This window comes from Paraburkholderia sp. UCT2 (assembly GCF_014397665.1).
GTDB classification, from domain to species: domain Bacteria; phylum Pseudomonadota; class Gammaproteobacteria; order Burkholderiales; family Burkholderiaceae; genus Paraburkholderia; species Paraburkholderia tuberum.
In genome coordinates this window covers 18,794-38,154 of record NZ_VZQO01000063.1, presented here as the reverse complement: position 1 = coordinate 38,154, position 19,361 = coordinate 18,794, and the positions used below count along the sequence as shown (strand labels likewise).

19 protein-coding genes are annotated in these 19,361 nt (G+C 62.8%); 13 read left to right on the top strand and 6 right to left on the bottom strand.

The genetic code is table 11. The features are described from left to right. On the top strand, nucleotides 1-827 hold an 827-nt coding region (tnpC, locus tag F6X39_RS33045), incomplete at its 5' end, for an IS66 family transposase (protein ID WP_187619698.1). Between the two features lie 199 nt (nucleotides 828-1,026). Here the strand turns inward: tnpC and F6X39_RS33040 are convergent. Further along, on the bottom strand, nucleotides 1,027-1,248 hold the full coding sequence (locus tag F6X39_RS33040) for a hypothetical protein (protein ID WP_410450642.1): 222 nt from the start codon (nucleotides 1,246-1,248) through the stop codon (nucleotides 1,027-1,029). Nucleotides 1,249-1,588: 340 nt separating this feature from the next. Here F6X39_RS33040 and F6X39_RS33035 point away from each other — a divergent pair, with 340 nt between their 5' ends. Then, complete coding sequence (locus tag F6X39_RS33035; RefSeq protein WP_187619697.1) at nucleotides 1,589-2,914, top strand: IS110 family transposase; 1,326 nt, start codon at nucleotides 1,589-1,591, stop codon at nucleotides 2,912-2,914. A gap of 53 nt (nucleotides 2,915-2,967) precedes the next feature. Here the strand turns inward: F6X39_RS33035 and F6X39_RS33030 are convergent, their stop codons facing one another. Together F6X39_RS33030 and F6X39_RS33025 are read right to left on the bottom strand one after the other, a co-directional pair. Further along, the gene (locus F6X39_RS33030) at nucleotides 2,968-3,918 is read right to left on the bottom strand and encodes a dTDP-4-dehydrorhamnose reductase family protein (RefSeq protein WP_187619696.1); all 951 of its coding nucleotides are present in this window, start codon (nucleotides 3,916-3,918) and stop codon (nucleotides 2,968-2,970) included. 11 nt (nucleotides 3,919-3,929) lie between these two features. Further along, entirely contained in the window at nucleotides 3,930-4,133 is a 204-nt protein-coding gene (locus tag F6X39_RS33025; protein WP_187619695.1) for a heavy-metal-associated domain-containing protein, read from the bottom strand. Nucleotides 4,134-4,267: 134 nt separating this feature from the next. On the opposite strand from F6X39_RS33025, the gene cueR reads away from it, so the two are divergent. The 4 genes from cueR (at nucleotide 4,268) to F6X39_RS33005 (ending at nucleotide 6,994) form a co-directional block, all read left to right on the top strand. Next, nucleotides 4,268-4,690, top strand: coding sequence for a Cu(I)-responsive transcriptional regulator (cueR, locus tag F6X39_RS33020; RefSeq protein ID WP_018418651.1), 423 nt, complete (start codon nucleotides 4,268-4,270; stop codon nucleotides 4,688-4,690). Nucleotides 4,691-4,985: 295 nt separating this feature from the next. Beyond that, nucleotides 4,986-5,132: a DUF3563 family protein gene (locus F6X39_RS33015; protein ID WP_018418650.1), complete on the top strand. Its 147-nt coding sequence runs from the start codon at nucleotides 4,986-4,988 to the stop codon at nucleotides 5,130-5,132. A 248-nt stretch (nucleotides 5,133-5,380) separates the two neighbouring features. Further along, nucleotides 5,381-5,731 carry a hypothetical protein gene (locus F6X39_RS33010; protein WP_262414897.1) on the top strand — a complete coding sequence of 117 codons (351 nt, stop codon included), beginning with the start codon at nucleotides 5,381-5,383 and terminating at the stop codon, nucleotides 5,729-5,731. A 222-nt stretch (nucleotides 5,732-5,953) separates the two neighbouring features. Continuing rightward, a complete protein-coding gene (locus tag F6X39_RS33005) occupies nucleotides 5,954-6,994 on the top strand; it encodes an ABC transporter substrate-binding protein (protein ID WP_187619694.1) in 1,041 nt (346 codons plus the stop codon). A gap of 77 nt (nucleotides 6,995-7,071) precedes the next feature. On the opposite strand, the gene F6X39_RS33000 is transcribed toward F6X39_RS33005, so the two are convergent. Next, nucleotides 7,072-7,917, bottom strand: coding sequence for a 23S rRNA (adenine(2030)-N(6))-methyltransferase RlmJ (locus F6X39_RS33000; protein WP_184032566.1), 846 nt, complete (start codon nucleotides 7,915-7,917; stop codon nucleotides 7,072-7,074). A 119-nt stretch (nucleotides 7,918-8,036) separates the two neighbouring features. Next, complete coding sequence (locus F6X39_RS32995) at nucleotides 8,037-9,008, bottom strand: potassium channel beta subunit family protein (RefSeq protein ID WP_184062158.1); 972 nt, start codon at nucleotides 9,006-9,008, stop codon at nucleotides 8,037-8,039. A 235-nt stretch (nucleotides 9,009-9,243) separates the two neighbouring features. On the opposite strand from F6X39_RS32995, the gene F6X39_RS32990 reads away from it, so the two are divergent. Continuing rightward, the gene (locus tag F6X39_RS32990; protein WP_187619693.1) at nucleotides 9,244-10,041 is read left to right on the top strand and encodes a 3-hydroxybutyrate dehydrogenase; all 798 of its coding nucleotides are present in this window, start codon (nucleotides 9,244-9,246) and stop codon (nucleotides 10,039-10,041) included. A gap of 10 nt (nucleotides 10,042-10,051) precedes the next feature. After that, nucleotides 10,052-11,284 carry a DUF3734 domain-containing protein gene (locus F6X39_RS32985; protein WP_187619692.1) on the top strand — a complete coding sequence of 411 codons (1,233 nt, stop codon included), beginning with the start codon at nucleotides 10,052-10,054 and terminating at the stop codon, nucleotides 11,282-11,284. Nucleotides 11,285-11,439: 155 nt separating this feature from the next. Here F6X39_RS32985 and F6X39_RS32980 read toward each other — a convergent pair whose 3' ends face one another. After that, nucleotides 11,440-12,639, bottom strand: a complete 1,200-nt coding sequence (locus F6X39_RS32980; protein WP_187619691.1) for an amino acid aminotransferase — start codon at nucleotides 12,637-12,639, stop codon at nucleotides 11,440-11,442. A 510-nt stretch (nucleotides 12,640-13,149) separates the two neighbouring features. Between F6X39_RS32980 and uvrB the strand changes: the two genes are divergently transcribed. The 5 genes from uvrB (at nucleotide 13,150) to F6X39_RS32955 (ending at nucleotide 19,135) form a co-directional block, all read left to right on the top strand. Further along, nucleotides 13,150-15,243: an excinuclease ABC subunit UvrB gene (gene uvrB / locus F6X39_RS32975; protein ID WP_187619690.1), complete on the top strand. Its 2,094-nt coding sequence runs from the start codon at nucleotides 13,150-13,152 to the stop codon at nucleotides 15,241-15,243. A 539-nt stretch (nucleotides 15,244-15,782) separates the two neighbouring features. Next, complete coding sequence (locus tag F6X39_RS32970; RefSeq protein WP_090803840.1) at nucleotides 15,783-16,331, top strand: iron transporter; 549 nt, start codon at nucleotides 15,783-15,785, stop codon at nucleotides 16,329-16,331. A gap of 111 nt (nucleotides 16,332-16,442) precedes the next feature. Next, complete coding sequence (locus F6X39_RS32965) at nucleotides 16,443-16,775, top strand: cupredoxin domain-containing protein (protein WP_187619689.1); 333 nt, start codon at nucleotides 16,443-16,445, stop codon at nucleotides 16,773-16,775. Between the two features lie 108 nt (nucleotides 16,776-16,883). After that, nucleotides 16,884-17,729, top strand: coding sequence for an FTR1 family protein (locus F6X39_RS32960; protein ID WP_187619688.1), 846 nt, complete (start codon nucleotides 16,884-16,886; stop codon nucleotides 17,727-17,729). After that, complete coding sequence (locus F6X39_RS32955; RefSeq protein WP_187619687.1) at nucleotides 17,726-19,135, top strand: 4Fe-4S binding protein; 1,410 nt, start codon at nucleotides 17,726-17,728, stop codon at nucleotides 19,133-19,135. The genes F6X39_RS32960 and F6X39_RS32955 overlap by 4 nt, the downstream gene beginning before the upstream one ends. The last annotated feature ends 226 nt before the right edge of the window (nucleotides 19,136-19,361 follow it).

Here is a 19,361-nt window from a genome sequence, read left to right as displayed (position 1 = left end):
CGCCGATCCCGGTGCTCGAGCCGGGCAAGAAGAAGACAAGGACCGGGCGACTGTGGGTGTATGTGCGCGATGACACCCGTTCGGGCTCGACCGAACCGGCCGCGGTGTGGTTTGCTTACTCGCCCGAGCGCAAAGGCATCCACCCCCAGACCCATCTCGCTGGATTCGAGGGCATCCTGCAGGCCGACGCCTACAGTGGCTTCAACGAACTGTACGAGAGCGGCAAGATCCGTGAAGCTGCATGCTGGGACCACGCGAGACGGTACCTCTACGACGTGTATGCCCGAACGCCTACCGGGGCGACCCGAGAGGTGCTCGAACTGATCGGTGGACTTTACGGCATCGAGCCGGACATCCGTGGCAAACCCGCTGCTGAACGGCTGTGCCTGCGGCAGGAGAACAGCGTGCCGCTGCTCGCGACCATCAGGACGTGGATGACGGACAAGCTCGCCACGCTGTCGAAGAAATCCGAACTGGCCAAAGCGATCCGTTACTCGCTCAACCAGTGGGACGCGCTCGCGCTGTACTGCGAAGAGGGTCGTGCTGAGATCAGCAACGCCCTGGCCGAAAACGCGCTGCGCTGTGTGAGTCTGGGCCGCAAGAACTTCCTGTTCGCCGGCTCCGACAGCGGAGGCGAGCGGGCAGCCGCGATGTACGGTCTGATCGGCACATGCAAGCTCAACGGGATCAACCCGCGCGCCTACCTCGAATACGTCCTGACCCATATCGCTGACCATCCCATTAACCGCATCGACGAACTGTTGCCCTGGAACGTGGCCACGAAGCTGCCTCGGCAGTCTGGCCCATCGGCGTCTGCTGACACGTAACCCGATTCCCGATCATGCCTCACGCGGGCGCCGCGTTGCGGACGGCCGTCGCGAGGTGCTTACAAATCAACAGCAACATGCTCGACAGAAGTGGAGTTGACCCGCTTTCGTGGAAAACTCCTGTTCCAAAGGATAGGTGTCCACGAAAGCGGGTCAACTCCAGCTTCGGGTGGGGGCGTCCATCCCATTAGTCTTGACGCTAGCTCGTTCGACGGAGCGGCCACTTCTGCTTGTGCTGCGCGATGAGTTCGAGAACGGCCTGCAGTCGCAAGTTCGCCTGTGGCGCGCTGACCGTGTGGACCGCCGGCTTCTCCCTGAATCCGTCGTGAAGCGCGACCTTCCACTGGGCGGCAGACAGTTCAAGCGACACTGCCAGGATGACGCCCTCAGCATGTGGTCCGGTAACGTGATTTGCGTCCATGATGCCCTCCGTTGAGCAAACCTTGGCACAGTCAATCTTACGACTCGGGCCTTGACGACTCTCACGCTACATAGCTTCCGAAGGCCGCCAATCGTCCCCGGTGTTCCGGAAGAAACGATGATGGGCTATAACACAGGCGACAGCGCCGTGATGACCGGAAGATCACTGGTGCGCGCATGCGACGTCCCCGGACGCCGTGTGGCGAGCCCGGTACATAGCATGGTCCGGGAATCGTCGGTGACATTGGTGAGCGGCGCGAGCTGCATCCCGTTTGAGAGATCGAGTCGATTCAGACGCTTCCCCCTGGTGCTGCCCTGAACCAACCAGCCAGGAGCAGGCCATGGCCATGCGCAAGCGGGAAGACGACGAGGTGTATCCGAACGCCGCCGGGATCGATGTGGGCGCGTCCAGCCACTGGGTGGCAGTCCCCCGGACGGCCGACGACCAGCCGGTGCGCGAGTTCGGCACGATGACCGGTGACCTGCACGCGATGGCCGACTGGCTGCTCGCGTGCGGCGTCGATACCGTGGCACTGGAATCCACCGGCGTCTACTGGATCCCGGTGTATGAGGTGCTCGAGCAGCGCGGGCTGACAGTCTGGCTCGTCGATGCGCGGAAGATGAAGTACGTGCCGGGGCGCAAGAGCGACGTACAGGACTGCCAGTGGCTGCAGAAGCTCATGAGTCTCGGACTGCTGCGTGCGGCCTGGCGCCCCGCTGGCGAGGTCTGCGTGGTGCGCGCGGTGGTGCGGCAGCGCGAGCTGCTGCTCACCGAACAGGGTAGCTGGGTGCAGCGCATACAGAAGGCACTGCTGCAGATGAACCTCCAGCTCACCGAGGTACTCACGGACGTGATGGGTACGACCGGACAGGCGATCATCCGCGCGATCGTGGCCGGCGAACGCGACCCGAAGGTGCTCGCGCGTTTCCGCCACAGTCTCGTCAAGGCCAGTACCGAAGACATCATCAGGGCGCTGAGCGGCAACTGGCGCGAGGAGCACCTGTTCGTGCTCGCGCAGGCGCTCGCAATGTTCGACAGTCTCGCCGAGCGCATCCTCGAGTGCGATGCGAAGACCGAGGCGCTGCTGGTCCCCCTGGGGCGTCACGACGTCCAGCTGGCCGGGCCGGACAAGAAACGCCAGAAGAACGCCCCCCGGTTCGACGCGCGTACCGCGCTCGCGCGCTGGGCGGGCGTGGACCTGACGCGCATCAACGGCCTGTCCGTGGCCACCGTGATGACGATCCTCTCCGAGATCGGCCCGGATCTGAGCCGCTTTGCCAGCGTCAAGCACTTCTGTTCGTGGCTGCGCCTGTGCCCCGCCACGAACAGAAGTGGCGGCAAGACGCTGTCTTCCGGCACACGCCCCTCCGCCAACCGCGCCCGGCAGGCGCTGAAAATGGCAGCCATGAGCCTGTCGCGCAGCGACTTGGCGCTCGGCGCGTTCTACCGCCGGCTGTGCTCACGCATGGACAAGCCGCGCGCCAATACCGCGGTCGCCCACAAGCTTGCCCGCATGGTGTACTTCATGCTCACGCGCGGCGAAGCCTTCGTCGACCAGGGGCAGCAGCGCTATGAGGAACAGCAGCGCCAGCGCAGCATCGCAGCCCTCAGGCGACGTGCTTCCGCCCTCGGATTCCAGCTCCAGCCAAACGCGCCGACTCCATGAAAACCAACCTTTTCCATTGGGTTTCTTGAGAGATCTGATTGTTCGCCAGCCGTTTACCGCACGCACGCAAGGTGCCGGATCATACGGAAGTTGGCCTGTCCCTGCCACGGAAACGCGGCCAGCACCAGCCGGATCGCCATATCGAAAGGCGTGCGTCGGCCGATTCCGAGTACCTCTAAACGGCTCGATGCCAGATGACAGTTGTGCGGGCGCGGCGTCGCGTCGGTGGGTGTGCGCTGGGGCGTCAGATGCGCGTCGAGTTGCAACGCTTCTGCCAGGCGCACGGCGATCTCGTACTTGTTCATCGGTTCGTCGCCCGACCATTGCACGATGCCAGAGACCGTTTCGCCGCGCGCGTGCCGCTCGAGCATCTGTCGGATCACGAAAGCGACATCGGGCGTGAACGTAGGATAGCGGATCGCCCAAGCGTCCATCCTGGCAGCCTGGGCCCCCGGCGCCGCCGCCGCTGCAATCGCCGGCACGAGGCTAGTCACGGCCGATTCCGACCAACTGACGATCGGACCATATAGCAGCGGCAGACGCAGCACGCAACCGCCCTCGGCCGTGTCGGTCAGCGCTCGCTCGCCTTCGAGCTTGCTCTGTCCGTACGCGTTCAGTGGCGCAGGTGTGCTGTCGTGACGATAGGGCGGGTGCGTGCCGTCGAACACGTAGTCGGTCGAGATCGACAGTGTCCACGCGCCGTGTCGGTTCGCCGCCCCTGCGATCATTCGCACGGCATCGACGTTCAGCGCGCGAGCAAGCGCCGGGTCGCGCTCGCATACATCGGGACGGCGCTCCGCCGCGGCAATCACGACGGCATCCGGCGCTACGCGGTCGATGAAACGCTCGACCGCAACGCTATCGCGAACATCCAACGCGACCATTCGCGGGGACGTTCGGCTATATGCGGTGGAGACGGTCTGCCAGCCGGTCTGGCGCGCGAGTTCGTCGTTGAGCGCGCGGCCGAGCAATCCGGAACCACCTATTACGGCAACCTTGAACATGCGCGGCACCCTCAGCGCACAGACGTGACCGTGTATCCGGCCTCGTCAATCGCGGCCGTCAGCGCATCGACGGGTTGCGCCGACTCCACGAGCACGCGGCCGGTCGCGAGATCCACCTGAACCTGCGCGGCGGCGTCGTGCTCGCGAATCGCGCTCGTGACAGCGGCAACGCAGTGCTGGCAGCTCATGCCTTCTACATGGAGTTCGATTGTCATTGCAAAGACCTCGGCGGAATCAGATTGCGGATAGTCGAATTATGCCTGCCGTACCTTGTTTGGGTAGCTGACCTTCCCACCATGGGAAGGTGTAGGATCGATTGGAGTTCAGCCGCAACCTTGAGGAAACAGTCATGAACATAGGCGAAGCGGCCCGCGTGTCGGGCGTTACGGCAAAAATGATCCGCTACTACGAAAGTGTCGGCCTATTGACTGCGAAGGCGCGCACGAGTGCCGGTTATCGCGTGTATGGCCCGCAGGAAGTGCATTCCTTGCGCTTTATTCGCCAGGCTCGCCGGCTCGGATTTCTGGTCGAGGATATCCGGCGGCTGCTTGCTCTATGGCACGACCGCTCGCGTGCAAGTGCCGAAGTAAAGCGGATCGCGCTCGAACATGTCGCCGAACTCGATCGCCGCATCGCCGAACTGACGGACATGCGCGACACTCTCGCGCATCTGGCCGATCATTGCCATGGTGATGACCGGCCAGATTGTCCGATTATCGAGCGACTGGCGGACACCGATCTTGTATCGGGACAAGGTTGCCGTCCGCTTTAGCGGCTAATCGAAGTGCAACCCGGCCTGCCGATTCTTAAGGTCGAGCGATTCATGCACCGAAAGTGCGCATAAAAATCGCGGAAATGACGTCCACTTAAAGGACGGCTGGATGAATCCCAATAAAATCAGGAACTGCATTGCACCTTACCGGTGCACTATTCCAAAACGGAATGCACACCATGCGGGCATTTCACTATTCAGGTTGCACCTTAAGGCTATAATGCGGGTTAACCCTTTCACGGGAAATCCCTGATGTCAAATCACCGGGGATTCGATCTGATCCTTGGAGAACATCATGTTTGCATTCATTCTTGAGAAGCTCAGCACCTGGTTCGAAACCGCGGAACGTAGCCGTCGTGAGGCATATCTCGCCTCGTCGTCGGATATCGTTCAGCTCGAACAGCGCATCCGTTCGCTCGAAACCAACGGCTATTCGCTGTAAGTTTCCGCTTTGAGTTTGACCTGGCGGGGCTGCTTTTGCGCGGCCATTGCAGTACCAATGTCGAGCCCCGTCAAAGCGGGGCTTTGTCGTATCTGGACATCGAAATCCGCGTGTGCCTTCGACGTTTTTTCGAGTGAACGGCGCAAGAAAGCTGCTGATGGCGAATATCGACTAGCTTCGTAACGCGGCCCGCGGTAATGTATGGCGTTTTTCGCGCAAGACGGCATTCATAACCAATCGGGCTGTCCATGTCCTCCGTCCGTTCGCTGCAAACTTTCCGAGCCGTGATGGCCGCGGCCGCCATGGCGATGCTCGCCGCCCTCTGCGCCGCGTCGGACGCATTCGCAGTGTCCGATAACGGGCGTCCCCCCGTGATCCTCGATACGCTTGGCGGCGTCAATAATGGCCAGAGCGGTACCGTACTGCTGAGCTCGCCGCCTGCGCCGGAGCCGATCGTCGCCGCGCCGCCGATCGCGGCACCGGTCGAGCTGCCTCCGGAATCGTCGCCGCCGTTCGTGGTCGCGCCGTATATCCAATTGCCGGCGGGTGGTGGCGTGCCGCCGCGGTCGATGCCTCGAGCGGTGCCCCTTCCGCAATAGGTACCGATGGCGCGAGAGATCGTCGGCGGTGCTTCTGCGGTCCCGTTTCTCCCCCATACGCCAGCTTGCCTCGCACCCGAAATCTCATTCGGGTTTGGGCGCATGGCGTCCGTGAAACCGTCCGACGACAATCGTTGCACGCCTCGCCGCCGTGAGCTTCGATCTCGGCAAGTGCGCCTGCGTCACTGCTTCGAACGGACAACACAACAAGGAGACGTCACCATGCTCAATCAATGGATGCAGCGTGCGACGCGCACCTGCGTGATGCTGCTCGCACTGGCTGCGTTGCCCGGCGCTGGGTTCGCGAAGGACACGCCGGAAATGCCGACACTGACGATGGCCGTCGGCGGCTTACCTGGCCTGTACTATCTGCCGGTCCTCGCCGCACAGCAGCTCGGCTACTTCAAGGACGAAGGCCTGAACGTCACGCTTGAAGATTTCGCGGGCGGCTCGAAAGCGCTCGAAGCGGTGGTGGGCGGCAGCGCCGAAGTCGGCGCGGGCGCGTTCGAGCACACGTTGTTCATGCAGGCGAAGGGTCAGCACTATCGCGCGTTCGTGTTGATGGGCCGCGCACCGCAGATCGTGATCGGCGTGGTGAAGTCGAAGGCCGATCAGATCAAGTCGCTCGCGGACTTCAAAGGCGCGAAGGTCGGCGTGAGCGCACCGGGTTCGTCGACGGATCTCGTGCTCACCGTTGCGTTGCGCAAGGCCGGCGTGCAGCGCAGCGACATTTCGGCGATCGGCGTCGGCAGCGGCGCGACGGTGCTGGCCGCGGTGGGCAGTGGGCAGATCGACGCGCTGTCCAATGTCGATCCAATGATGACCAAGCTCACGCGTAGCGGCGCCATCAAGGTGCTTGTCGATACGCGCACGGTGAAAGGCACGCAGGAGGTGTTCGGCGGCATGATGCCCGCGGCGACGCTTTACGCGGCCGAAAGCTTCATCCAGAAAAATCCGAAGACAACGCAGGCGCTGACCAACGCGATCGTGCGTGCGAATCATTGGCTGCAGACTGCGAGCGACGCGGATCTGCTGAAGATGGTGCCGCAAGCCTATCTATTGGGCGACCCGACGCTCTATCTCGACGCCTTTCACAACGTGCGCGACGCGTATTCGCCGGACGGACTGATGCCCGCTGATGGCCCGGCGACGTCGCTGCGCGCGTTGTCGTCGTTCGATAGCCGGCTCGATCCGAAGAAGATCGATCTGAGTGCTACCTATACGAACCAGTTCGCGAGCAAGGCGGCGGCGCAGTTCAAGTGAGCGTATGCGGAGATCGGGTTGCGCAAGACAGGTGACGGGGAACCGCGCGCGGCACGCTCACGCGCCGCACATCGCGTTCAATTGCCGCGATATTCGACCTTGAACGTCGCAGCCTTGTCCTCGCCGAGCGTTTTGACGAGCCATGGCATCTGATCCTTCAGCGTCTTGGCGAGCGTATACGGCGGATTCAGGATGAACATGCCGCTACCGAACAGCCCATAGCCGTCTTCCGGCGGATTGCTGACGGTCAGGCTGACGTGCAGCCAGTTGTCCTTCTGCAACTGCTTCAGTTGATCGGGAAAGCGCTGCGACTCAGGGCGCTTGACCTGCGGATACCAGACCGCATACGTGCCGGTCGGAAACCGCTTCAGACTTTCCTCGACACAGCGCAGCGTGCGCCCGTAATCGCGCTTGTCTTCATACGACGGGTCGAGCAGGATCAGCGCGCGGCGCGGCGCGGGCGGCAACAGCGTGAGAATCCCGTCGAAGCCGTCGCCCGCATACAGCATTGCGCGTCGGCCCGCGTCGCGAAAATTGTGGCGCAGCACGTCGATTTCGGTGCTGTGCAATTCGAACAGCCGCATACGATCCTGCGCGCGCAGTTGTCGCCACGCGAGATACGGCGAGCCCGGATAAAAATGCAACTGGCCGTCGGCATTGAGCGCGCTGACTTCATCGACGTATTCGGCGAACAGCGGCGGCAGATCGTTGCGGCCCCACAGTTTCGCAATACCCGTCTCGAACTCGCCGGTCTTCGTCGCGTAGCCTTCCTTCAGCGAGTAAACGCCGGCCCCCGCGTGCGTGTCGATATACCAGTAGGCCTTGTCCTTCTGGCCAAGGTAGCGCAGGAGCTGCAACACGACGGCGTGTTTCAGAACGTCGGCGTGATTGCCGGCATGAAAGGCGTGGCGGTAGCTGAGCATGATGAGAGGACGCTGATAGAGCGCAGGCTGGCCCGAAGGAGCCGGCAACGCGCGGTCGCGTATTGTACGCGACCGCGCGTGCCCGGTTAGCCACCCGGTGCGTGGCGCTGCGCGCGCGATTACTCGTGCGCGTCGCCGATGATCTCCTCGATCCGCTGCTTTATCTCCGGTGTGATGCGCTTGGCCACCTCGGCGGACTGCATGTTTTCGCCGATCTGTTCGACCCGCGAGGCGCCCGTGATCACCGTGCTGACATTCGGATTCTTCAGAATCCACGCGATCGCGAGCTGACCGACCGTGCAGCCGAGCTCGTCGGCGACCGCGCCGAGCTGGCCGACCACGTTGTTCCGGGTCGGGTCCGTGAGCTGCTGGCGCAGCCAGTCATAGCCCTGCAACTGCGCGCGACTGTCGGCTGGCACGCCGTCACGATATTTGCCGGTGAGCAGACCCGATGCGAGTGGGCTCCACGTGGTCAGGCCGAGGCCGATGTCCTCGTAGAGCCGTTTGTATTCCTGCTCGACGCGTTTGCGGTGAAACAGGTTGTATTGCGGCTGCTCCATGACCGGCTTGTGCAGATGATGCCGCTCGGCGATTTCATAGGCGGCGCGAATCTCGTCGGCGCTCCATTCCGAGGTGCCCCAGTACAGCGCCTTGCCGCGCGCGATCATGTCGCTCATTGCCCACACCGTTTCCTCGACCGGCGTGTTCGGGTCCGGACGATGACAGAACACGAGATCCACATAGTCGAGCTGCAGGCGCTTCAGCGACGCGTCGATCGCGTTCATCAGGTACTTGCGGTTCAGCGTGTGGTACTGGTTCGGCGCTTCGTTGAGTCCCCAGAAGAATTTCGTCGACACGACGTAGCTCACGCGTGGCCACGCGAGCTCCTTCAACGCATGGCCCATGATCTCCTCGGATTTGCCGCCCGCGTAGACTTCGGCGTTGTCGAAGAAATTGACGCCCGCGTCGCGCGCCGCGGCAAGCGATTCGCGCGCGGCGCGGTGATCCACCTGGTTGCCGTACGTGACCCATGAGCCGATGGACAACTCGCTCACTTGCAGGCCCGAGCGGCCCAGACGTCGATAATTCATGCATGTCTCCTGGTTGGTGATGCCACGGGAATGGAGCCCGGATTCAGCTCGAAAGCGTCCAGTTTAAAGAGATACGGTTCGATGTGCGTTTTACCTATGTCGTTCACAGGGTTCATGCACAATAGCAAAGTCGGTCGCCGCGCTGCATCCGCCGAACGGTCTATACCGTTTGGCCGACTTCTCGCCGCGCGCGGTCTCGTGGTCTCATTGCTCATTAACTACACGGAGGTTCTGGATGTCGTCTCTGAACTCGAATCTGAACGGCAAAGTTGCCGTCGTCACTGGCGCCGCGAGCGGCATCGGCAAACAGATCGCGTTGACTCTGTCGGCCGCGGGTGCTGCGGTCGCGATCGCCGACCTGAACCAGGACGGCGCGAACGCCGTGGCTGAAGAAATCAGAAAGGGCGGCGGTAAGGCAATCGACGTGGCAATGGACGTGACGAACGAAGATGCCGTCAACCAGGGGATCGACAAGGTCGCCGAGGAATTCGGTTCGATCGACATTCTCGTTTCCAACGCCGGCATCCAGATCGTCAATCCGATCGAAAACTATTCGTTCTCGGACTGGAAGAAGATGCAGGCCATTCACGTGGACGGCGCGTTCCTGACCACCAAGGCCGCGCTCAAGCACATGTACAAGGACAATCGCGGCGGCGTCGTGATTTACATGGGCTCGGTCCACTCGCATCTCGCCTCGCCGCTGAAGTCGGCGTACGTGACCGCGAAGCACGCTCTGCTGGGCCTGTCGCGCGTGCTTGCCAAGGAGGGCGCTGCGCATAATGTGCGTTCGCACGTCGTGTGTCCGGGCTTCGTGCGCACGCCGCTCGTCGACAAGCAGATTCCCGAGCAGGCGAAAGAATTCGGCATCAGCGAAGAGGAAGTGATCAAGCGTGTGATGCTGGGCGGTACCGTCGACGGTATCTTCACGACGGTCGAAGACGTCGCGCAGACCGTGCTGTTCCTGTCGACATTCCCGAGCGCGGCGCTGACCGGCCAGTCGTTCGTCGTGAGCCACGGCTGGTACATGCACTAAGGGGCGGCCCATGGCGCAACGCAATCTGAAGCGGGCGCGGGTGGGCGTGTCGGGCGACGGGGAGGGCGCGGGTCCGTCGGTCGCCGCCCGCTCGCGCCGGCATCTCCGGTTGCCCAACTACGAAACCGTCGCGCTGATGCTGCAAGGCGGCGGCGCGCTCGGCGCCTATCAGGCCGGCGTCTTTCAGGGACTTTACGAAGCCGGCATCGAACCGAACTGGATCGCGGGCATCTCGATCGGTGCACTGAATACGGCGATCATTGCGGGCAATCCACCGGAACGACGCGTCGAGCGTCTGCTGCAATTCTGGGAGACGATCTGCCAGCCGGCGTTCGGGGCGCCCTTGCCGGCTCCGATCGAACACCTGCTGTTCAATTCGAGCGAAGCGGTGCGCAAGGCATTTACGGCAGCGCAGGCAATGAGCGCGATCGTCGAAGGGCAAAAGGGTTTTTTCGTGCCGCGTTTCCCACCGCCGTTGCCCACGGTGTCCGGTCCGCCGCAATTGGCGAGCTACTACGACACCACGCCGCTGAAGGCCACGCTCGAGTCGCTGTGTGATTTCGACCGGATTAATTCCGGCGAGATACGCGTGTCGGTGGGCGCGGTGAATTGCGGCACGGGCAATTTCGCGTACTTCGACAATACCCACACCACGCTCAGGCCCGAGCATTTCATAGCGTCTGGCGCGTTGCCGCCGGGCTTCGCGGCCGTCGAGATCGACGGTCAGTTTTACTGGGACGGCGGCCTGATGTCGAATACGCCGCTCTACGAGGTGCTCCAGTCCACGCCGCGTCGCGACACGCTCGCGTTTCAGGTCGACCTATGGAGTGCGATCGGGCCGGTGCCGGACAACATCACCGACGTACAGGGCCGCATGAAAGACATCCAGTATTCGAGCCGTACGCGTCTCGTGACCGACATGCTGCAGCGCTCGCAGCGTTTCCGCCACGTACTGCGCGAGGTGCTGGACCGTGTGCCAGAAGACCAACGCGACGATCCGTGGTGCAAGCTGGCCGAAGATCTGTCGTGTTCAAAGCGCTACAACGTGATTCACCTGATCTACCGGCACAAGGAATACGAAGGACACTACAAGGACTTTCAATTCGGTCTGTCGACGATGCGCGAGCATTGGCGAAGCGGTCTCGAAGATATTCTCCGTTCTCTCGAGCAGCCCGACTGGCTCGATATGCCGGAAAACGATGCCGGGTTCGTCACGCACGATATTCATCGGGATTCGCGCTGATTCCTCGCGGAGAGCCCCGACGCTGCGCCAACCAAGGCCGAACCGTCAGAAAATAAAAAAACGGCGCCCTTTCAGAAAAGGGCGCCGTCTTTACAGGCGGTGGCAGCGGCGAACCTGCTGCACTTGCACGGCAAACCTCCGCGCCGTGAATCGCCTTACTTCAGCACGTGAGCAATCGCGGTGGCGACGACGTCGAGGTTGCGCGTATTGAGCGCAGCCACGCAGATGCGGCCCGTGCTGACCGCATAGATACCGAACTCTTCGCGCAGACGGTCCACTTGCGGTGCCGTCAGACCCGAGTACGAGAACATGCCGCGCTGTGCGTTCACGAAGCCGAAGTCACGATCAACGCCGCTTGCCTTCAGACGCTCGACGAGACCATTGCGCATCGCGCGGATGCGCTCGCGCATTTCGCCCAGTTCGCTTTCCCACGTCGCGCGCAGTTCCGGCGATGCGAGCACGGCCGCGACTACCGAGCCGCCGTGCGTCGGCGGGTTCGAGTAGTTGGTGCGGATCACGCGTTTCAGTTGCGACAGCACGCGCGCCGCTTCTTCCTTGCTCGCGGTGATGATCGACAGTGCGCCGACGCGCTCGCCGTACAGCGAGAACGACTTCGAGAACGACGAAGACACGAACACGTTCAGTTCCTGCGCCGCGAACAGACGCACGGCTGCCGCGTCCGCTTCGATGTTGTCGCCGAAGCCCTGGTAGGCGATATCGAGGAACGGCACGAGGTTGCGCGCCTTGACGACCTCGACAACCTGCTTCCACTGCTCGACGCTCAGGTCGACGCCGGTCGGGTTATGGCAGCACGCGTGCAGCACGACGATCGTGCCCGCCTCATAGCTGTTCAGCGCGCTCAACATGCCGTCGAAGTTCACGCCGTGCGTCTGCGCGTCATAGTACGGATACGATTCGACGACGAAGCCCGCGCCTTCGAACAGCGCGCGGTGATTTTCCCAGCTCGGATCGCTGATCGCGACCTTGCTATTCGGATTCACGCGCTTCAGGAAGTCCGCGCCGATCTTCAGCGCGCCCGTGCCGCCCAGCGCCTGCGCCGTGACGACGCGGCCGGCCGCGATCAGCGGCGAGTCGTTGCCGAGCAGCAGCTTTTGCACGGCGGCATCGTAAGCGGCGATACCTTCGATCGGCAGATAGCCACGCGGCAGCGCGGCTTCGACGCGAGCCCTTTCCGCCTCGCGCACGGCGCGCAGCAGCGGAATCTTGCCTTCTTCATTGAAGTACACGCCAACGCCGAGGTTGACCTTGGTGGCGCGCGTATCGGCGTTGAAAGCTTCGTTCAGGCCCAGAATCGGGTCGCGGGGAGCAAGTTCGACGGCGGAGAACAGAGACATGATGGGTGGGCAGCAGTAGTGAAAAGAGGGCGGCTTCGCGCGCGAGCGGCCTCATCTGGGGCGTCTGCGGCGTTTCGCGGGTGGGCGTGAGTTCGACGAAACGCGAAAATCGGGGACGGCCTATGGACAGCGGCGAGCGAGCGCAACTTCGCATTGTAACGAATCCGGGCGCTTTTTTCGGACGACCAGACGGGCAAAAGGCGATTATTTGCTTGAAAAACAGGCACTGGAGAGCCATGTGGCAGTAAGGAATTCGAGCGGGCGTGGCGATGTCGACGGCGCGAACAGGCCGAGGTGCGCTGCCCATTGGCGCTGACTGCGCCACGATGACGCGTGGCGTGGAGGACACAGCCCGGCATGGGAGTTCGCGGTAAACCCCGTCAGGGCACGCAAGTCCGCAAAGGGCCATAACACACCGGCGCCCAGGGCCGCCCTACGTAAGCCCGCTCGATCTTCGCTTTCCGCAACCCGTTAGAATGATTCTTTGCCCAAGGCCCGGTGCCGCCCCTCATGTCCGAACACCATCTGACTGAAGCCGACGATACGCTCGACGAATCAAAATTCATCGCGTTCGAAGGTTCACCGTTCAAGCTCTACCAGCCGTATCCGCCCGCCGGCGACCAGCCCACGGCCATCGACACGCTCGTCGAAGGCGTCGGCGACGGTCTCGCGTTCCAGACGCTGCTCGGCGTGACCGGCTCCGGCAAGACTTTCACGATGGCCAACACGATCGCGCGGCTCGGCCGCCCGGCGATCGTGTTCGCGCCGAACAAGACGCTGGCCGCGCAGCTGTATTCGGAGTTCCGCGAGTTCTTTCCGCGCAACGCGGTCGAGTACTTCGTTTCCTACTACGACTACTACCAGCCGGAAGCGTATGTGCCGCAGCGCGATCTGTTCATCGAGAAAGACTCGTCGATCAACGAGCATATCGAGCAGATGCGGCTGTCGGCGACCAAGAGCCTGATGGAGCGGCGCGACGTGGTGATCGTCGCGACGGTGTCGGCGATTTACGGTATCGGCAATCCGTCCGAATACCACCAGATGATCCTGACGCTGCGCACCGGCGACCGGCTCGGCCAGCGCGACGTCATCGCGCGGCTGATCGCGATGCAGTACAGCCGCAACGAAGCCGACTTCCAGCGCGGCTCGTTCCGCGTGCGCGGCGACACGATCGATATCTTCCCGGCCGAGCACGCCGAGATGGCGGTGCGCGTCGAGTTGTTCGACGACGAAATCGAAACACTGCAGCTATTCGATCCGCTCACCGGCCGCGTGCGACAGAAGATTCCGCGCTTTACCGTGTATCCATCGTCGCACTACGTGACCCCGCGCGACACCGTGCTGCGCGCGGTCGAAACGATCAAGGCCGAGCTGCGCGAGCGCCTCGAATTCTTCTATAGCCAAGGCAAGCTCGTCGAGGCGCAGCGCCTCGAGCAGCGCACCCGCTTTGACCTCGAAATGCTGCAGGAGCTCGGTTTCTGCAAGGGCATCGAGAACTATTCGCGGCACTTCTCGGGCGCGGCGCCGGGCGAGCCGCCGCCGACGCTCGTCGATTACCTGCCGCCCGACGCGATCATGATGCTCGACGAATCGCACGTGCTGATTGGCCAGCTGAACGGCATGTACAACGGCGACCGCGCGCGCAAGGAAAACCTCGTCGACTACGGCTTCCGGCTGCCGTCGGCGCTCGACAACCGGCCGCTCAAGTTCAACGAGTTCGAGCGCAAGATGCGTCAGGTCGTGTTCGTGTCGGCGACGCCCGCCGATTACGAGAAGAGGACCGCGGGGCAGGTCGCCGAACAGCTTGTGCGTCCGACCGGCCTCGTCGACCCTGAAATCGAGGTGCGGCCGGCGCGCAGCCAGGTCGACGACGTGCTTGGCGAGATCAACGAGCGCATCAAGGCCGGCGACCGCGTGCTGGTCACGACGCTGACCAAGCGGATGGCCGAGCAGCTCACCGAGTTCCTGGCCGACCACGGCATCAAGGTGCGCTATCTGCACAGCGACATCGACACGGTCGAGCGCGTCGAGATCATCCGCGATCTGCGTCTCGGCGCGTTCGACGTGCTGGTCGGGATCAACCTGCTGCGCGAGGGGCTCGATATTCCCGAGGTGTCGCTCGTCGCGATTCTCGACGCGGACAAGGAAGGCTTCCTGCGCGCCGAGCGTTCGCTGATCCAGACCATCGGGCGGGCGGCGCGTAACGTGAACGGCAAGGCGATTCTGTACGGAGACAACATCACGGACTCGATGCGTCGCGCGATCGACGAAACCGAGCGGCGCCGTACGAAGCAGATCGCGTTCAACGCTGCGCACGGCATTACGCCGCGCGGCGTCGTGAAACGGATTCGCGACATCATCGATGGCGTGTACAACATCGACGAAGCGCGTGCCGAGTTGAAGGAGCAGCAGACTCGCGCGAAGTTCGAGGACATGTCCGAGAAGCAGCTCGCCAAGGAGATCAAGCGCCTCGAAAAGCAGATGATGGAGCACGCGAAGAATCTCGAATTCGAGAAGGCCGCGCAGACCCGCGACCAGCTAGCGCTCCTGCGTCAGCGCGTGTTCGGCGCGAACGTCGGCGACCACGTGTCGGGCGTCGAATAGCTAGGGCCTGTTCACGCTAATAACGGGCCCTTCTGGCGGCCAGCCCCTTGAAGGTTTTTTTAAAACAGGGGAACGTGCCTTTGCGCCCGTATTGCGGCGTCGGTCGTCGCTTGTTTGGCTCGGCCAAACGGCGCTCCTCTCTCCTTGCACTACGCGCGCAAAGGCACGTTCGCAAGCCCGTTATTAGCGTGAACAGGCCCTAGCGTCCCTCCACCGCTTTTGTCCACCACGAAAGGGCGCGGCCATTCGCCGCGCCTGTTCACATCGGCCGGCGCTTTAGGTCCCGCTGCAGCCGTCGGCGCGGCCAACCTGGGCGTGACGAATTCCGTCCCTGTTTCCCCGCCGCACGAACGTTTCTTAAGCGAGCCTTAAGACCCTGCTGACATCAGGCAGAGCGTGCTGACAGGTTTGTTCTCATCAGCGATCGATGATAAACTCGTTCAATATTGAGAATCGTTCGCATTTAAATTTACATCTGGCTTGCGAGCGCAGTGTTTCAACGAAATCGATTCCCAGTCTGATCAAAACAAGGAGCTTCAATGCGGATTTCTTCCTTTGTGCGCGGTGGCGCGGCGGCGGTAGCTGCTGTCGCGGCGCTGTCGGTCTCGGCCGCCGAATATCCGATTGGCAAGCAGCAGATCCAGGGCGGCATGGAAATCGGCGCGGTCTACCTGCAGCCGGTCACGATGGAACCTGAAGGCATGATGCGCAAGGCGTCGGATTCGGACATTCACCTCGAGTCCGACATCCACGCGGTCAAGAACAATCCGACCGGTTTCGCCGAAGGCGACTGGATGCCGTATCTGCAGGTGCACTACGAACTGACGAAGGCCGGCTCGAACCAGCCGTTGAAGGGCGACCTGATGCCGATGGTCGCGAACGATGGTCCGCACTACGGCGACAACGTCAAGCTGCAAGGCCCGGGCAAGTATCACCTGAAGCTGATCGTCGAACCGCCGATGCAGATGGGCCACATGGCATTCGGCCGTCACGTCGACAAGGAAACCGGCGTGGGTCCGTGGTTCAAGCCAATCACGCTCGAATACGACTTCACCTTCGCTGGCATCGGCAAGAAGGGCGGTTACTGATCGGCGCGCGGAGCCAATGCGTCGCTCAACGTATCAGTGAATGCAGCAGACGGCGCGCGGACAGTCGGAGTCATATCCGGCGTTGGCGCGTCGCGTTTTCCGGAAAGGGCAATGAGAATCAACCGAAAGATCGCGATGCTTGCCGCCACGTTTTTCCTGGCGGCCACGGCTCATGCAGCCGACCTGCCGACCTTCAAGCTCGAAATGAACGACGGCAAACTGAACCCGGCCCGCATCGAAGTGCCGGCAGGCCAGCGTATCAAGATCGAAGTACGCAACACCGGCAAGGGCGCGGCCGAATTCGAAAGCGTGCAGTTGCGTAAAGAGAAGGTTCTGGCGCCGGGCGCCGATTCGTTCGTCGTGATCGCTCCGCTGGAGCCGGGCGAATACAAGTTTTTCGACGACTTTCACCAGCAGGCGCAGGGCGTGATCGTCGCGAAGTAAGCAGTGGTCTCGATCGAATGCGAACGCGAACTCGCCACGGCAAGCGGGCGCTGTCGGTCGCGCGAGGCAACGGAAGCGGGCAGTAGAAGGATCGAAGGGAGAGCTTGAATGGGTCAGATTCTGTTCATCGTGTGGCGGGAGAGCGTCGAGGCACTGCTGGTCGTCGGCATCCTGTACGCGTGGTTGAAAAATGGCGACGACGACGCCCGCCGCGGCTTGCCGTACCTGTGGGGCGGCGTGGCAGCCGGCGTGATCGCGGCGGTGGCGCTCGGCGCGGCGCTAATCGGCTTCACCGAGGTGCTCTCCGGTGACGCGCAGGATTACTTCCAGACCGCGATGGTGCTCATCGCCTGCGTGCTGATCGTGCAGATGGTGCTGTGGATGAAGCAGCACGGCCGCACGCTGAAGCGCGACATGGAACAGTCGCTGCAAAAGAGCCAGCGCGATTCGAACTGGTGGGGCGTGGCGCTGCTGGTCGCACTGGCGATCGCGCGCGAAGGCAGCGAAACCGTGATCTTCCTGTACGGCCTCGGCTTTGGCCAGTCGGGTCATGTCGACGGCAGTCAGATGCTCGCTGTCGTGATCGGTCTCGCGCTTGCGTTCCTGACCTTCTACGTGTTGCAGCTCGGCGGCAAGATCATCTCGTGGCGGCTCTTTTTTCGCGTCACCGAAATCATGCTGCTGTTCCTCGGCGCGGGGCTGTTCCAGACCGGCGTCGACAAGCTGATCGACAAGGAAATCCTGCCGACGCTCGTCGGCCAGCTGTGGAATTCGTCGGCGATTCTCGATGACTCGAGCACCTTCGGTTCGCTCGTCGCGACGCTGACCGGCTACCGCGCGCATCCGGCGCTGATGAATCTGCTCGCCTATGCCGTGTATTGGGCGGTCGTTTATCTGCTCGTGCGCCGCGCCAGTCGCAAGCCCGCGCAGCAGACGGTAGGGCGCGCGGCATGAGCGCCGTGATGGCTTCCCGGCCGGGCCGCCTCGCGGCGGCCGGCCAGTGGATGCAGCGCCACGGCGCGGTGATTCGCGGCATCCAGTGGGTCGTGGTCGCGGTGTATGCGTTCCTGATCGTCGTGCCCGCGCTGATGCCGCTGCCGGACGACACCGCGCATCTGTGGAACAACCTGACGCTCGCCGCGCAGTTCGTGTTCTGGGGCATCTGGTGGCCGTTCGTGTTGCTGTCGATGGTGATGCTCGGCCGCGTCTGGTGCGGCGTGCTGTGTCCCGAGGGCGCGCTCGCCGAATTCGCGAGCAAATTCGGCCGCGGCCGCGCGATTCCGCATTGGATGCGCTGGGGCGGCTGGCCGTTCGTCGCGTTCGGCATCACGACGATCTACGGGCAGATGGTGAGCGTCTACCAGTATCCGAAAGCGGTGTTGCTGGTGCTCGGCGGCTCGACCTTCGCGGCAATCGTGATCGGTCTGCTATACGGACGCGAGAAGCGCGTCTGGTGCAAATACCTGTGCCCCGTCAACGGGGTTTTTTCGCTTCTGTCTCGGCTCGCGCCGTTTCACTACAAGGTCGACGAAGACGCGTGGCGCCGCTCGTACACGAACGGCGAGCACGGGCATCGCGTGATTCCGATCAACTGCGCGCCGCTCGTGCCGTTGCGCAACATGAAGGGTGCGGCGGACTGCCATATGTGCGGCCGCTGCAGCGGACACCGCGATGCGATCGCGCTGACGTGGCGCAAGCCGTCAACCGAAATCGTGCAGTTGGGCGACAAGAAGGCGAACCCGTGGGACACCGCGCTGATCCTGTACGGCCTGCTCGGCATCGCGATCGGCGCGTTCCACTGGACCGCGTCGCGCTGGTTCATCGACCTGAAGATGTTCGCCGCGACATGGCTCGTCGATCGCGACATCACGTGGCCGCTCGACACCAACGCGCCGTGGTTCCTGTTCACGCATTACCCCGACCAGAACGACGTGTTCTCGTGGCTCGACGGCTCGCTGCTGATCGGCTACATCCTCGCGACGGCGGTTGTGTACGGCACCGTGCTGCTGCTGTTGCTGACGGGCGCGACGCGCATGCTCGGGCGCTTCGACGCAACGCGTCTGCATCACTTGACGCAGGGGCTGATTCCGATCGCGGGCGCGGGCGTATTCCTTGGTTTGTCGGCGACGACGCTGTCGCTGCTGCGCGCCGAGCACGTGTCGCTGTGGTGGGCGTCGGGTCTGCGCATCGCAATTCTCGTGATTGCGAGCGCATGGAGCGCATGGCTCGCGTGGCTCGTCACGCGCCGCTACAGCGAGCGCTTCGTGCAACGCGCGCTGGCGATGTTGTGGTTCGTCGCGGCGCTGGCGGTCGTCAATAGCGCGTGGTGGCTGATGTTCTGGGGCTGGGCCTCGAAGTAAGTCTTTAGCCTGTGTCCGGTGCGAACGCAGGCGCAAGCGCAAACGAAAAGCCGTGGGATGGTGACATCCCACGGCTTTATCATTTTCAGCGATGTACGCCGTTGCGCGCATCGGCTTTCGAGCGAGAACCAAAAAAGCGGCCTGGCTTGCTGCGACGGCTGGCTTGTGTCTGCACGAAGGGGTCTAGTTCTCGCGTGCAAGCCGTCATGGCTGGCTAATGCCTAAC

Bases quoted from the DNA above. Each gene is read 5' to 3' on its own strand.
- F6X39_RS32970 (WP_090803840.1), top strand. From the start codon at position 15,783: ATGCGGATTTCTTCCTTTGTGCGCGGTGGCGCGGCGGCGGTAGCTGCT.
- F6X39_RS33000 (WP_184032566.1), bottom strand. From the start codon at position 7,917: ATGCTCAGCTACCGCCACGCCTTTCATGCCGGCAATCACGCCGACGTT.
- F6X39_RS33010 (WP_262414897.1), top strand. From the start codon at position 5,381: ATGTCCTCCGTCCGTTCGCTGCAAACTTTCCGAGCCGTGATGGCCGCG.
- F6X39_RS32960 (WP_187619688.1), top strand. From the start codon at position 16,884: ATGGGTCAGATTCTGTTCATCGTGTGGCGGGAGAGCGTCGAGGCACTG.
- F6X39_RS33005 (WP_187619694.1), top strand. From the start codon at position 5,954: ATGCTCAATCAATGGATGCAGCGTGCGACGCGCACCTGCGTGATGCTG.
- uvrB (WP_187619690.1), top strand. From the start codon at position 13,150: ATGTCCGAACACCATCTGACTGAAGCCGACGATACGCTCGACGAATCA.
- F6X39_RS32980 (WP_187619691.1), bottom strand. From the start codon at position 12,639: ATGTCTCTGTTCTCCGCCGTCGAACTTGCTCCCCGCGACCCGATTCTG.
- F6X39_RS32985 (WP_187619692.1), top strand. From the start codon at position 10,052: ATGGCGCAACGCAATCTGAAGCGGGCGCGGGTGGGCGTGTCGGGCGAC.
- F6X39_RS32955 (WP_187619687.1), top strand. From the start codon at position 17,726: ATGAGCGCCGTGATGGCTTCCCGGCCGGGCCGCCTCGCGGCGGCCGGC.
- F6X39_RS33015 (WP_018418650.1), top strand. From the start codon at position 4,986: ATGTTTGCATTCATTCTTGAGAAGCTCAGCACCTGGTTCGAAACCGCG.
- F6X39_RS33035 (WP_187619697.1), top strand. From the start codon at position 1,589: ATGGCCATGCGCAAGCGGGAAGACGACGAGGTGTATCCGAACGCCGCC.
- F6X39_RS33040 (WP_410450642.1), bottom strand. From the start codon at position 1,248: ATGGACGCAAATCACGTTACCGGACCACATGCTGAGGGCGTCATCCTG.
- F6X39_RS32990 (WP_187619693.1), top strand. From the start codon at position 9,244: ATGTCGTCTCTGAACTCGAATCTGAACGGCAAAGTTGCCGTCGTCACT.
- F6X39_RS33025 (WP_187619695.1), bottom strand. From the start codon at position 4,133: ATGACAATCGAACTCCATGTAGAAGGCATGAGCTGCCAGCACTGCGTT.
- F6X39_RS33030 (WP_187619696.1), bottom strand. From the start codon at position 3,918: ATGTTCAAGGTTGCCGTAATAGGTGGTTCCGGATTGCTCGGCCGCGCG.
- F6X39_RS32965 (WP_187619689.1), top strand. From the start codon at position 16,443: ATGAGAATCAACCGAAAGATCGCGATGCTTGCCGCCACGTTTTTCCTG.
- F6X39_RS32995 (WP_184062158.1), bottom strand. From the start codon at position 9,008: ATGAATTATCGACGTCTGGGCCGCTCGGGCCTGCAAGTGAGCGAGTTG.
- cueR (WP_018418651.1), top strand. From the start codon at position 4,268: ATGAACATAGGCGAAGCGGCCCGCGTGTCGGGCGTTACGGCAAAAATG.